This is a genomic window from Methylobacter luteus IMV-B-3098, assembly GCF_000427625.1.
GTDB classification, from domain to species: domain Bacteria; phylum Pseudomonadota; class Gammaproteobacteria; order Methylococcales; family Methylomonadaceae; genus Methylobacter; species Methylobacter luteus.
Genome location: NZ_KE386569.1, coordinates 3,702,086 through 3,715,128, shown reverse-complemented (window position 1 = coordinate 3,715,128; position 13,043 = coordinate 3,702,086). Strand labels below are relative to the sequence as shown.

Genomic DNA, 13,043 nt, shown 5'->3' with positions numbered 1-13,043 from the left:
CAGCAAAGCTGGAATAAACGAGAAGACTTTAATCAGGCCCAATTATTCTACCGGTATTGCTTCTGATGTCTATCAAGAGAGTGTCTAAGTGTCTAAAATTTTCAGCCTTATTCTATTCTTCTGCACATTATCGGCTTGTTCGGGCTTATTGTTTTATCCGGATAAACCATTAGTCAGAACGCCTGAAGCGCTAGGGCTTGCTTATCAAGATATCCTGTTGGAAGCCAGAGATAGCTTGAAAATACACGGCTGGTTTCTGCCCGCGCAAGGCGACTTAAAAGGCAGCGTCTATTTTCTGCATGGCAATGCTCAAAACATTAGTACCCATGTGCAAAATATAGCGTGGTTGCCACAATACGGTTATCAGGTTTTTTTAATCGATTATCGAGGCTTTGGCCGCTCAGGTGGCGCGCCTCGTCTACCGGAAATTTTTATGGATGTTGAAGCAGGTTTTAACTGGCTGCTTGACCATGCCGACCATAAACCCATATTTTTATTGGGTCAAAGCATGGGCGCCAGTCTGGGCATCTACTTTACGGCGACAAATCCTGAAGTTAAACGACATCTTGCCGGCATCGCCAGTGATTCGGCGTTCAGCAGTTATTTTGAAATCGTCCGTCATGTGGCCGCCTCTAATTGGCTTACTTGGCCATTCCAGTATCCTGTAGCCTCGCTAATGAACTATCCTTACAACCCGATTGATGTCATTGCCGACATCTCGCCTGTTCCGCTATTACTGACTCATGGTCGCAAGGATTTCGTCGTGCCTTTTTCACAAGGAGAGCAACTTTACCAGGCGGCAAGACAACCTAAAATGATGATCCAATCGGAAACCGGTCATAATGAAACCTTTCATCTTCAAAACAACCGTTTGAACTTATTAAATTTCTTACAACAACATAGCTTGACTCAGCAAGCGTGGCCCAGCCCGATAGTAAAATCTGAAGCCGGCCTTTTACAAAAATTCTAGATATAAAAAAGCCCCAGCTGTTTTCATACAGCCAGGGCTTGCTTAAAGCGACAGGCTTTAAGACAGCACGATTACATCATGCCGCCCATACCGCCCATGCCACCCATGCCGCCCATATCCGGCATGCCATGGCCTTTTTCTTCAACCGGCGCATCAGCAACCATGACTTCTGTAGTAATAATCAGACTTGCAATAGAAGCAGCATTTTGCAGCGCAAAACGGGTTACTTTGGCAGGATCAAGAATACCCATTTCGATCATATCGCCATACTGACCAGTTGCTGCGTTGTAACCGTAGTTACCTGTGCCTTTAGCGACCTCGTTCAGTACCACAGACGATTCGTCACCGGCATTGGCAACGATTTGACGTAACGGCTCTTCCATCGCGCGACGCAAAATGTTGATACCAACATCTTGATCGTGATTGATGCCTTTCAGGCCTTCCAACGCTTTCAGAGCACGAACCAGAGCAGTACCACCGCCTGCAACCACGCCTTCTTCAACCGCTGCACGGGTAGAGTGCAGCGCGTCTTCAACGCGTGCTTTTTTCTCTTTCATTTCAACTTCAGTTGCCGCACCGACTTTAATAACAGCAACACCCCCGGCTAATTTAGCCAGACGCTCTTGCAATTTTTCTCTATCATAATCGGAAGTTGCTTCTTCAGCTTGTTTGCGAATTTGCGCAATTCGGCCTTTGATGCTTTCTTCAGAACCCGCGCCATCAATAACCGTGGTATTTTCTTTGCCGACTTGGACTTTTTTAGCAGTACCCAACAAGTCGAGTTCCGCTTTTTCCAGAGACAGACCGACTTCTTCAGAAATCACAGTACCACCTGTCAGAACAGCGATATCTTCCAGCATGGCTTTACGACGGTCGCCAAAACCAGGTGCTTTGACCGCCGCAACTTTAACGATGCCGCGGATCGTGTTAACAACCAGAGTCGCCAGCGCTTCGCCTTCCACATCTTCGGCGATGATCAATAATGGACGGCCGGATTTGGCAACGCCTTCCAGTATCGGTAACATGTCGCGGATGTTGGAGATTTTTTTGTCGTACAGCAGGATGAACGGATTATCCAGTTCAGCGCTCATGCTGTCTTGGTTGTTGATGAAGTAAGGAGACAGGTAACCGCGGTCGAACTGCATGCCTTCTACGACGTCCAGTTGATTATCCAGACCTGAACCTTCTTCCACAGTGATGACGCCTTCCTTGCCGACTTTTTCCATCGCTTCGGCAATGATTTGGCCAACAGATTCGTCAGAGTTTGCAGAGATAGTACCAACTTGTGCAATCGCTTTGTTATCTGTGCAAGGTGCAGCTGAAGCTACGACAGACTCAACGGCTTTAGACACGGCCAAATCGATACCGCGTTTCAGATCCATTGGATTCATGCCAGCGGCAACGGCTTTTAAACCTTCATTAACGATAGCTTGGGCCAATACAGTCGCAGTGGTTGTACCATCGCCGGCTACATCGGAAGTTTTTGAAGCCACTTCCTTGACCATTTGCGCGCCCATGTTTTCGAATTTATCTTTCAATTCGATTTCTTTCGCAACCGATACACCATCTTTAGTAATGGTCGGTGCACCGAAACTTTTGTCCAATACCGCATTACGACCTTTTGGGCCCAGCGTTACTTTTACTGCGTTTGCTAAAATGTTAACGCCTCTCACCATGCGGCTACGTGCGTCATCGCCAAACAATACGTCTTTTGCTGCCATTTTTATTCCTTAATTTTTTAGTTAAAAATGATTGTGATTAATAAGACTCAGGCTTAAGCTAAAACGCCCATGATGTCTTCTTCACGCATAACGATAAGCTCTTCACCGTCAACTTTAACTTCGTTGCCGGCATATTTGCCAAACAGTACTTTATCGCCGACTTTAACATCCAATGCGCGGACATCGCCGTTATCCAGCACTTTACCGTTACCTACGGCCAAAACCACACCTTGGCTTGGTTTTTCTGCCGCAGAACCAGGCAGAACAATACCACCAGCGGTAGTAGTCTCCTCTTCAACACGTTTAACAATCACTCTATCGTGTAACGGACGTATTTTCATCAATGTCTCCTAACAGTTAAATATAAAAGGTTAATCCAGTTGTTAGCACTCTCTGGCAATGAGTGCTAATAATAATCAGCTTTTGCAGTCTGTCAAGTTCTTTGGCATCATCTCTTATCCTCATACGCAGACCACACGACTAATGAATGACAACCAACTTCTACGCTATAGCCGTCAAATCATGCTGCCTCAAATTGATATTGAGGGGCAGCAAAAACTCCTGGAGGCCAGGATACTGATCGTCGGCGCCGGAGGTCTTGGATCCCCTGCGTCAATCTATCTGGCCGCTGCCGGTGTCGGTAGCATTACGATTTATGATGATGACGAAGTAGACTTATCCAATTTACAAAGACAGATTGCTCATCACACCAGCGATATAGGGACTGACAAAGTAATTTCAACCCAACGGACACTTAAAAATCTAAACCCGGAAGTCAATGTGCAGGCACTGAAACAGCGACTGGTGGGCGAACAGCTTGAAATAGCCGTGGCATCGGCCGATGTGGTATTGGATTGTTCTGATAACTTCTCGACACGCTTCGCCATCAACAGCGCATGTGTCAAACATCGAAAACCGCTGGTTTCAGGCGCGGCCATACGTTTTGAAGGCCAAGTAGCTGTATTCACACCGGGCAGGAACGACAGCCCTTGCTACAACTGTTTATATAATTATGATGGCGAAGAACAACAGACTTGTGCAACCAATGGCGTGATAGCGCCTATTACAGGCATTATCGGCAGCGTTCAGGCACTGGAAGCCATGAAGCTGATTATGAATATCGGGGAAACGCTGACCGGTCGGTTACTGCTGCTAGACGGTTATACGATGGAATGCAATACCATGAAACTGCGAAAAAACCCTAACTGCCCGACCTGCGGTATCTTTTGAATTTTTATGGTTTGAGATGGACTTTCCGGACCTCCAGGGGCATCCGGAAAGTCCAAAATGATGTATTACTTTTTGCTAACGAACCCCTTGACTAAACTAATCGCTTTTTCCGCTAAATCATTTATCACAGACGGGCTGTCGCCATGCGGTTCGGTTTCACCGAAAGGCTTGGCGTTTCTCTGTGAAAACTTATAAATGAAATAACCCAGTGGCGCAAACGAAAACGCCGCAAGAAGGACCATGCCTAAAAACAGCACAATGACTCCACTCATAACACCTCCTCATGATTTTATCAATATCTATTATTATTCTTAGGTGAAATTGGATAATACTCTCTATATATGAAAAAAAACACCCCGAACAAATCAATTAAAAATCAAATAAATTTAATCATTTTTTTATCGTTTTCGATCAGTAGCCGAATTCCGCAGAAGACAAGAGCTCCCTGCCAAAAGTTGCGTAAAAAAACTGTTCATCGTATACTTCGGGCCAGCTTACTTGATCAAGCTAGCCTATAACATAAAAATCTTCTGGAGGTTAATACGATGAAATGGGAAACACCAAGTTATACAGACCTGCGTTTCGGTTTCGAAGTTACAATGTATATCTATAACCGTTAATCCATTCGGTTCAGATTAAAAAGGGGCTCCGTATGGGCCCCTTTTTTTTGCCTGCTTGCTTTTATTCCCGTATCATTCATTTCTTCACGGATTTTAAATATCTTTCAAACTATGAAGATCAGAGTTTTAGGTTCAGGCGCTGGTGGCGGCTTTCCTCAATGGAACTGCAATTGCCATAATTGCCACCGCTTGCGCCATAATCAAATGAACGGCAAAGCCCGTACCCAGTCATCCATTGCCGTAAGTACCGATAACAGAAATTGGCTGCTGTTCAATACTTCTCCCGATATTCGCGCACAACTGGAAGCTTTTCCTGCTATCCAGCCTAGAGAAGGCGTCCGCGATACCGGTATCAAAGCTATTATGCTGATAGACAGCCAAATTGATCATACCACCGGTCTGCTCATGCTCAGAGAAGGCAAGCCACTGGAGGTCTATTGCACCGACATGGTCAAACAAGACCTGACCACAGGCTTTCCTCTGTTCAACATGTTGGCGGATTACTGTACCGTCAATCATCATCCGATTCCCGTCGACGGCAGCTGCTTTACCATTCCGGGCATTAATGACTTACGCTTTTATACTCAAGCCTTAAAAAGCAAGGCACCGCCCTACTCGCCGCATCGACATGACCCGCACGAAGGCGACAATATCGGCGTTATTATCGAGCAGATATCCACAGGCAAAAAATTGTTTTATTCTCCGGGCTTGGGCGAGATTGAGCCTCATGTCATGGCGGCCATGCAAACTGCGGACTGCCTAATGGTAGACGGCACATTCTGGACTGAGGACGAAATGTGCACGCAGCATATCAGCCCTAAAAAAGCACGCGAAATCGGCCACTTGCCGCAATCCGGCCCGGGCGGCATGATAGAAGTATTAAACGGCGTCGAAAAAGCCCGCAAAATATTGATCCATATCAACAACACGAATCCGATACTGGACGAAGATTCCGAGCCGCGTAAGACACTCGATGCGGCCGGCATTGAAGTATCTTATGACGGATTAGAAATTGATTTATAGAAGGTACATTATGAGCTGCTCTGACAACCAAGCGTGGACCAAAGAAGAGTTTGAAGCCCAACTGCGGGGCATGGAGAAGTATTATCACATTCATCACCCTTACCATACGCTGATGAATGAAGGCAAACTCACTAAAGAACAGCTACAAGGCTGGGTTGCCAACCGCTTTTATTATCAGGTCAGCATTCCCATTAAAGACGCTAATATTTTAGCTAACTGCCCGGACCGTGAAACACGCGCGCTCTGGGTTCAGCGCATTCTGGATCATGACGGTCATCCTGGCGATCCCGGCGGCATTGAAGCCTGGATACAACTGGGCATGGCGGTCGGCTTGACGCGCGAAGAAATCACTTCACAAAAATACGTCCTGCCGGGTGTTCGTTTTGCCGTCGATGCTTATGTGAACTTCGCGCGCAGGGCCGAATGGCATGAAGCAGCCAGTTCATCGCTGACCGAACTGTTCGCGCCTAAAATCCACCAGCAACGCCTCGACAACTGGCCCGAACATTACCCGTGGGTAGACAAGGAAGGCTACATCTACTTCCGAAAACGCCTGACTGAAGCGCGGCGCGATGTAGAGCACGGCCTGACGATTACACTGGACTGGTATAAAACCCGCGAACAGCAAGAGCGCATGATCCAAATCCTGAAATTTAAACTGGATGTGCTCTGGACCATGGCCGATGCAATGTATATGGCTTATATTCATAATATGCCGCCATATTTCAATATTGAAGCATAAGCGAACTGTAAATCTATCAAACCATTTTCATCGCAGAGGCACAGAGAAAGCATTTAACATTAAACTCAGTGCTCTCTGCGGTTTTTGTTTTCAGGGTAATGACGAGATTATTTTCCAATCTTCTTCTCGTAACCAACCACTACCGAACGATCAAAATGACTATCAATCCCGATCTCCCCTTCAAGTTTTCACCCATGCACCGACTGCAATGGGAAGAAGTCCAGCAGAAAGATGTTATTCTCTATCCGGAAGGCATGGTGGAGCTTAACCAGAGTTCCGCGGAAATCCTGAAATTGTGTGACGGCACGCGCAATCTTGCCCAAATCGTCAATGATCTGGAACAGAAATTCGCCACCACGGGTCTTACCAATGATATTACCTCTTTCCTGGAAATTGCTTTAAAAAATGGCTGGATTCAACAAAACTAAAATCACACCGCCTCGCTGGCTGCTGGCGGAACTCACCTATGCCTGCCCGCTGCAATGCCCTTACTGCTCCAACCCGATCGACTACGCGAAACACCAGTCCGAATTGACGACGGAAGACTGGAAACGCGTACTGAGCCAAGCGCGCAAAATGGGCGCGGTGCAACTAGGCTTTTCAGGCGGCGAACCACTGACACGTAAAGACCTGGCCGATCTAGTCAAACATGCACGGGAACTGGGTTATTATTCCAATTTGATCACCTCAGGTTACGGCCTGACCGAAGAAAAAATAATTCAGCTCAAGGAAGCGGGGCTCGATCATATTCAGGTCAGCATTCAGGCCAGCACGCAGGAATTGAGCGATCATCTGGCCGGCACGGAGTCCTATCAACATAAAAGAGAAGTCGCGCATCTGGTCAAGAAACACGGCTATCCGATGGTGCTGTGCGTGGTCATACATCGCGAAAACATCCATCAGATGCCTCAAATACTGGAGATGGCCGAAGAACTCGGTGCTGATTACCTGGAACTGGCTAATACTCAATACTATGGCTGGGCGCATGCCAACCGCGATTTATTACTGCCCACCAAAGAACAGTTCGAGCAAGCCGAGCAAATCGCTCAGGCCTTTAAAGAAAAAGTCGTCGGCCGGATGAAAATTTACTATGTCGTACCGGATTTCTATGAGGACCGTCCCAAAGCCTGCATGAACGGCTGGGGCACGACGTTCCTGACCATCGCCCCTGACGGTGCCGCGCTGCCTTGTCACTCCGCGCGCGAACTGCCGGGCCTCGATTGCCCCAACGTCAAGGACTACAGCATTGAACAGATCTGGAACGAGTCAAAAGCATTCAATTTCTTCCGCGGCTTTGAATGGATGAACGAACCGTGCCGCAGTTGCCATGAGAAGGAAAAGGACTTCGGCGGTTGCCGCTGTCAGGCCTATCTTTTGACGGGCGACATGTACGATGCTGATCCGGTCTGCAGCAAATCGCCGAACCACGCCGTCATTCAACACGCAATAGATTCTGCCAGAGCTACAGCCTTAGCTGCCGATGAGAAACCGCTGATTTTCCGCAACAGCAAAAACTCGCGCACCTTATCTTAAAAAACTGCACGCATCCAGGGCCGAATTCATTCGGCCCTGGACAATCTAGCAGCCTGCATTAAGCCTACAGCCCCTGCCAGGGTTCATATAAACCCTCCACATTGACACCGAACATATCCAGGACCCGACCCACGGCTTCATCAACCATCGCCGCCATCGAGTCCGTTTTACTGTAAAAAGCCGGCATCGGCGGGAAGATAATGCCACCCATTTCGGTCACAACGGCCATATTCCGGATATGGACCAGATTCAGTGGAGTTTCCCTGGGCATGACCACAAGCCGGCGCCGCTCCTTTAATACGACATCGGCGCCACGCGAGATCAGGTTGTCGCCAAAACCATGCGCGACCGCAGCCAGCGTTTTCATTGAGCATGGCGCGATAACCATGCCTTCCGTCTTGAAGCTTCCACTGGCAATACTGGCAGCAATGTCATCAATACCATGCACCACATCGGCCAACTCATACAGCTCTGAGCGCCCCATATCCAGCTCATGCTTCAGATTCACAAGACCGGCCGATGAAATCACCAGATGCGTTTCCCAGTCGTCCAGCTGCAGCAATACCTGCAACATTCTTACACCATAGATCGCGCCGGTAGCGCCCGTCATGGCGATGATCAAACGTTTTTTATTCATCTATTCAAATAAACCTATGAGGTAAAAGCCCGCTTCTCAGCAAATTTATCAGTCGCTGAAACCAGCGCATCGACCATTTCTTCGCCTTGGGCGACATGCCCGGAATTGGGCAGGACAATATATTCAGCCTCGGGCAATACCTGATGCAGCTTCATGCCGGCTTCCATGGGACACACCAGATCATTGCGCCCATGAATGATGGCAGTTGGAATCGGGCGCAACCTGTCGCAATTCTCCAGAATCTGATTCTCGCGAATAAAATAATGATTTCGGGCGTAATGCATTTCCATGCTTACTTGTTTGACCATTTTTTCCGTGACATGATCGGTTTCCGAACCGGGCCGATAATCCCTGCCTAAAGCTACCTGCCCGCCCCATGCCATCCATGCCTTGGCGACACGGCGCTTTGCCACTTCATCATCACTCCATAATGCATCGCATATCCCTTGCACCGGATTTTTGCGGCTCGATTCGGGGATACTTTCAAGCAGGTGCTGCCATTGTTCAGGATAAATCAGCCCTGCGCCTGATTTAGCGAACCAGTCCAGATCCTGCCGCCTTACCAGGAACACACCGCGAATTATCATGCCCATCACTTTCTCGGTATGCTGCTGTGCATATAGCAATGCCAGCGCACCACCCCAGGAGCCGCCGAACAGCAGCCATTGATCGATGCTGAGCCGTTTGCGGATGCGTTCCATATCATCGATCAGATCCTGTGTGGTATTGCCTTCAAGCTCGCCGAACGGCACAGATTGACCGCAGCCGCGTTGGTCAAACAGAATAATGCGATATTTTTCGGGATTGAAAAAGCGCCGGTGATCAGGCTTGGTGCCGGAGCATGGCCCGCCATGCAGAAAAATCACCGGCAGGCCGCCTGGATTGCCGGATTGCTCTACATAAACAACATGTTTGCTACCGGTTTCCAGAAAAAATGTTTGGTAGGGCAGGATTTCAGGATAAAGGGGTTTCATGGCTTATAGCATTCATTTTGCTTGGCTTCTGCGAGCGCAGAAACCAGAAAAAATGCTATTTTACCTTGAGCCTTTCGCCTTGCGCTTATTTTTTCTCCGTGCATAAAAAAAGGGAGGGGCACACCCTCCCTTTTTTATAGGATCAGTTTTTAAGTTCTTAGCTTAGAAGCCTATTCCTAAGTAACCACCGGCTGTGAAACCATCGGTATTTACCCCGTCAGCAGCCCCACCGGTTAGATGGTAACGGGCATCAGCACCGATGAAGATATCTTTCCATACTCTGTAATCCGCACCGCCACCGAACATGATGCCTGGATTCAACACGGTAATAGACTCAGAGGGCGGACTGATAACGTGCAAACCTAAACCGACTGGGATGACCCAAGGTCTGAAGTCACTGCCTTCCATGAATTTGATTTTAGGCGCTGCGGTCAAAGTTAATTGATTGACAGTCACAGAACGAGGATTTAAAGCGCCGCCAGCTAACTGAGTTGGCATATTTGCTAAAGCATTTCCTTGTACATTCGCGCCAAACTCTTTGTATTCGAACATCAATTCAGCCAACACTTGGGTATTGTCCATCAACCCCCAGACATCATGAGTCAAACCAAAATCAAAACCTGCACCGATATACCATGCATCGGTATCAGACTGATCTTGGGCACCAACTGGCGCTACAGTACTTTCAATGGAAACACCATTTCTAGCGTTATCTGAGTGAGCATAACCGCCACGGAAGAAAAGAGTATTATCGTGGTGATCGTCTGCTTCAACAGGTTGAGATTTAACCGATGTCATCCATTGATCCAGTTCCTGGACTTTTTCAGATTCTGCGGAAGGACGAGTTGATTCAGCTTTGACGCGGTTCAGTTCAGACTGCATGGACTGCATCATTTGTTGCATCTGGTTCATTTGGGCTTCTAGTGCTTCGGCCCTGCTGTTGGCAGACTCGGCAACTCGCTCTGCTTTGGAATGAGCGACTGCTTGTGGAGAAACCAGGGCACCCGCCATGGTTAATGTTGCTGTGGCGATACCCAGCGCTAATTTAGTTTTTGTAAAAGTCATTACTTCCCCCTCATGAGGTGGTTGTTATTATTTATAAAATTTGCCTTCTTACAACAAAGCCTTTTTCACGGGCTAAATATAGCAGTAAAACTGATTCGCTACAAGTTTTAACATCAATTTTTTTGCAAAAAAAAGTCCTTAATTATCAATAAGTAATCAAAGAAGATTAGTTTTATTTATTAATTTGTATTTAAAAAACAACAGATTTGTCTCAATGTAGCCTCTTAAGCTCGACTAAATTTTTTGCCGTGCTGCGCAATCTTTTGGGTAAGTTATAATGCAAATATTTACCATTAGCAGCATATTTGCTTATCCAAATATTTTTTATCTTATGAACAACAAAATCCCGGATATTACTATTATAGGCGGGGGCGTTATCGGCCTCTTAACCGCTCGTGAATTTTTCCAGGCAGGCGCTACAGTGACTGTTATCGAAAAAAATCAGATCGGGCGGGAGTCCTCGTGGGCCGGCGGGGGCATTTTGCTGCCGCTTTATCCGTGGCGACAACCGGATGCAATTACGCGACTGGTCATACAAAGTCTGATTTTATATCCCGCGTTGGCTTCGCAACTGAAAGCCGAAGCCGGAATAGACCCGGAATGGAATCCCTGCGGATTGCTGATGGCTAAAAATCCTGATATTGCTGCCGCCACCAATTGGTGCCGCGCTAACGACGTCCGTTTTGAATCAGCCGGCGCCGAATTTTTCAATCTGCTCAATACACAACCCGATAACCCGCTCTGGATGCCTGATATCGCACAGGCGCGCAACCCCCGTCTGGTCAAATCGCTAAAGCAGGACCTGATAAACAAAGGCATCCGCCTGATTGAACAATGCGAGCTAGAAGACGTTACGCTGGCGCAAGGCCGCATTACCTCTATCACCACCAGCACCGGCCAGTTTGCTGTCAACCAATTGATTCTTTGCGCGGGCGCCTGGACCGGACAATTGTTTCAACAGTTTTTTCCGTCTATTGGCCATGCGCCTGAAATCGCACCTGTCAAAGGCCAAATGCTGTTGTTTGACGCCAGGCCGGACACATTGCCGTACATGGTGCTGGATGAAGACCAATACCTGATTCCGCGCCTGGACGGAAAAATCCTGGCAGGCAGCACAGTGGAACAGGATGATTTCAACAAGACTACGACGACGGAAGCCCGGGACCGGCTGGAGAGTTTCGCGTTAAATCTGCTGCCCGCGCTTAAAAACTATCCGCTGATAAACCATTGGGCCGGTTTACGGCCGGGCACCAAACATGGCGTGCCGTATATTGATAAGCATCCTGAAATCGCTAATTTAAGCCTGAATGCCGGCCATTTCAGAAACGGATTGGCGATGGGGCCCGCTTCGGCGCAACTGATGGTCGATCTTATCCTGGACCGCCCTGCGGTTGTGGCGTCGGAACCTTATAGATTATCGAGCCCACATTAGTCAGAAAGCCGCCCAACGGATTTTTTATTGAACTTATTTGCCCGAAGCACTAACACAGCCTATGAATCTTTATCCCTTACTCCGCCCTCTGTTATTTTCGCTTGATCCGGAAACAGCTCATGAAGTCACACTGAAACTATTAAATGCGGCGCATGCGTCCGGCTTATCAAAATTGATCTATCCGGCCATCGAAGACAAACCGGTCAGGCTCATGGGTCTGGAATTCAAGAATCCTGTCGGCCTGGCAGCAGGCCTGGACAAGAACGGCGACTACCTGGACAGCTTGGCCGCTTTAGGCTTCGGCTTTGTAGAAATAGGCACCGTAACACCGAGGCCGCAGCCGGGCAATCCGAAACCACGGCTGTTCAGGCTGCCTGAGCACCAGGCTATCATAAACCGCATGGGGTTTAATAATCATGGAATCGATCACTTGCTGGCACAGGTCAAACAAAGCCGTTACACCGGCATATTGGGCATTAATATCGGTAAGAATTTCGACACTCCGATTGAAAACGCCGTCGACGATTATCTGATCGGCTTGCGCAAAGCCTATAGCTCGGCCAGTTACGTCACGATCAATATTTCATCTCCAAATACGAAGAATCTGCGTCAACTGCAACAAGGCGATGAGATCAAAAGCCTGATTTCCGCGTTAAAAGAAGAACAGCTCAAGCTACAACAGGAACACGGCAAATACGTGCCTCTGGTACTGAAAATCGCGCCGGATCTGACAACCGATGAAATCAATCATATTGCCAAGCTGCTGCTGGAATTTGAAATCGACGGCGTCATCGCCACAAATACCACTATTGCGCGCGACATGATTGCAGGGCATCCACTGGCGCATGAAATGGGGGGATTGAGCGGCGCACCGGTCAAGGATAAGTCTACCGCAGTCGTGCGCGAACTGACCGCCGAATTGAATGGTCGCTGCCCGATTATCGCGGCCGGTGGGATTTTGAGCGCTGCCGATGCCCAAGAAAAAATAGCGGCAGGTGCAAGTCTGGTGCAGATATACAGCGGTCTTATTTATAAAGGGCCGCAGTTGGTAGAAGATATTGTAAAAAGCCTGTGATTTGACCAGGGCGATCAGCGC

The 13,043-nt window shown here is 48.1% G+C and carries 15 protein-coding genes; 9 read left to right on the top strand and 6 right to left on the bottom strand.

Annotation, left to right across the window (positions count from 1 at the left end; translation table 11 throughout):
- The first annotated feature begins 235 nt into the window (after positions 1–235).
- On the top strand, positions 236–970 hold the full coding sequence (locus METLU_RS25885) for an alpha/beta hydrolase (RefSeq protein WP_196806569.1): 735 nt from the start codon (positions 236–238) through the stop codon (positions 968–970).
- Positions 971–1,041: 71 nt separating this feature from the next.
- On the opposite strand, the gene groL is transcribed toward METLU_RS25885, so the two are convergent.
- Positions 1,042–2,691 (bottom strand): chaperonin GroEL, encoded by a 1,650-nt coding sequence (gene groL / locus METLU_RS0119660; protein WP_027159726.1) that lies wholly within the window; start codon positions 2,689–2,691, stop codon positions 1,042–1,044.
- A gap of 53 nt (positions 2,692–2,744) precedes the next feature.
- The gene (gene groES / locus METLU_RS0119655; RefSeq protein ID WP_027159725.1) at positions 2,745–3,032 is read right to left on the bottom strand and encodes a co-chaperone GroES; all 288 of its coding nucleotides are present in this window, start codon (positions 3,030–3,032) and stop codon (positions 2,745–2,747) included.
- A 142-nt stretch (positions 3,033–3,174) separates the two neighbouring features.
- On the opposite strand from groES, the gene METLU_RS0119650 reads away from it, so the two are divergent.
- Positions 3,175–3,921 (top strand): HesA/MoeB/ThiF family protein, encoded by a 747-nt coding sequence (locus METLU_RS0119650; RefSeq protein WP_027159724.1) that lies wholly within the window; start codon positions 3,175–3,177, stop codon positions 3,919–3,921.
- Between the two features lie 65 nt (positions 3,922–3,986).
- Here the strand turns inward: METLU_RS0119650 and METLU_RS0119645 are convergent, their stop codons facing one another.
- Positions 3,987–4,193: a hypothetical protein gene (locus METLU_RS0119645; protein WP_027159723.1), complete on the bottom strand. Its 207-nt coding sequence runs from the start codon at positions 4,191–4,193 to the stop codon at positions 3,987–3,989.
- Between the two features lie 273 nt (positions 4,194–4,466).
- Here METLU_RS0119645 and pqqA point away from each other — a divergent pair, with 273 nt between their 5' ends.
- From pqqA to pqqE, 5 genes are all read left to right on the top strand, one after another.
- Positions 4,467–4,541 (top strand): pyrroloquinoline quinone precursor peptide PqqA, encoded by a 75-nt coding sequence (pqqA, locus tag METLU_RS27490; protein WP_006892363.1) that lies wholly within the window; start codon positions 4,467–4,469, stop codon positions 4,539–4,541.
- Between the two features lie 111 nt (positions 4,542–4,652).
- The gene (gene pqqB / locus METLU_RS0119640) at positions 4,653–5,564 is read left to right on the top strand and encodes a pyrroloquinoline quinone biosynthesis protein PqqB (protein ID WP_027159722.1); all 912 of its coding nucleotides are present in this window, start codon (positions 4,653–4,655) and stop codon (positions 5,562–5,564) included.
- Positions 5,565–5,574: 10 nt separating this feature from the next.
- Positions 5,575–6,306, top strand: coding sequence for a pyrroloquinoline-quinone synthase PqqC (gene pqqC, locus METLU_RS0119635; RefSeq protein WP_027159721.1), 732 nt, complete (start codon positions 5,575–5,577; stop codon positions 6,304–6,306).
- A 155-nt stretch (positions 6,307–6,461) separates the two neighbouring features.
- Positions 6,462–6,734: a pyrroloquinoline quinone biosynthesis peptide chaperone PqqD gene (gene pqqD, locus METLU_RS0119630; RefSeq protein WP_027159720.1), complete on the top strand. Its 273-nt coding sequence runs from the start codon at positions 6,462–6,464 to the stop codon at positions 6,732–6,734.
- Entirely contained in the window at positions 6,712–7,839 is a 1,128-nt protein-coding gene (pqqE, locus tag METLU_RS0119625) for a pyrroloquinoline quinone biosynthesis protein PqqE (RefSeq protein ID WP_027159719.1), read from the top strand. Before pqqD ends, pqqE begins: the two co-directional genes overlap by 23 nt.
- 64 nt (positions 7,840–7,903) lie before the next feature.
- On the opposite strand, the gene METLU_RS0119620 is transcribed toward pqqE, so the two are convergent.
- The 3 genes from METLU_RS0119620 to METLU_RS0119610 form a co-directional block, all read right to left on the bottom strand.
- Positions 7,904–8,476 (bottom strand): UbiX family flavin prenyltransferase, encoded by a 573-nt coding sequence (locus tag METLU_RS0119620; protein ID WP_027159718.1) that lies wholly within the window; start codon positions 8,474–8,476, stop codon positions 7,904–7,906.
- Between the two features lie 14 nt (positions 8,477–8,490).
- On the bottom strand, positions 8,491–9,450 hold the full coding sequence (pip, locus tag METLU_RS0119615) for a prolyl aminopeptidase (RefSeq protein WP_027159717.1): 960 nt from the start codon (positions 9,448–9,450) through the stop codon (positions 8,491–8,493).
- A gap of 162 nt (positions 9,451–9,612) precedes the next feature.
- Complete coding sequence (locus METLU_RS0119610) at positions 9,613–10,515, bottom strand: porin family protein (RefSeq protein WP_027159716.1); 903 nt, start codon at positions 10,513–10,515, stop codon at positions 9,613–9,615.
- Between the two features lie 331 nt (positions 10,516–10,846).
- Here METLU_RS0119610 and thiO point away from each other — a divergent pair, with 331 nt between their 5' ends.
- Together thiO and METLU_RS0119600 are read left to right on the top strand one after the other, a co-directional pair.
- Complete coding sequence (thiO, locus tag METLU_RS0119605; RefSeq protein ID WP_027159715.1) at positions 10,847–11,947, top strand: glycine oxidase ThiO; 1,101 nt, start codon at positions 10,847–10,849, stop codon at positions 11,945–11,947.
- Positions 11,948–12,008: 61 nt separating this feature from the next.
- Positions 12,009–13,022, top strand: a complete 1,014-nt coding sequence (locus tag METLU_RS0119600; protein ID WP_027159714.1) for a quinone-dependent dihydroorotate dehydrogenase — start codon at positions 12,009–12,011, stop codon at positions 13,020–13,022.
- The last annotated feature ends 21 nt before the right edge of the window (positions 13,023–13,043 follow it).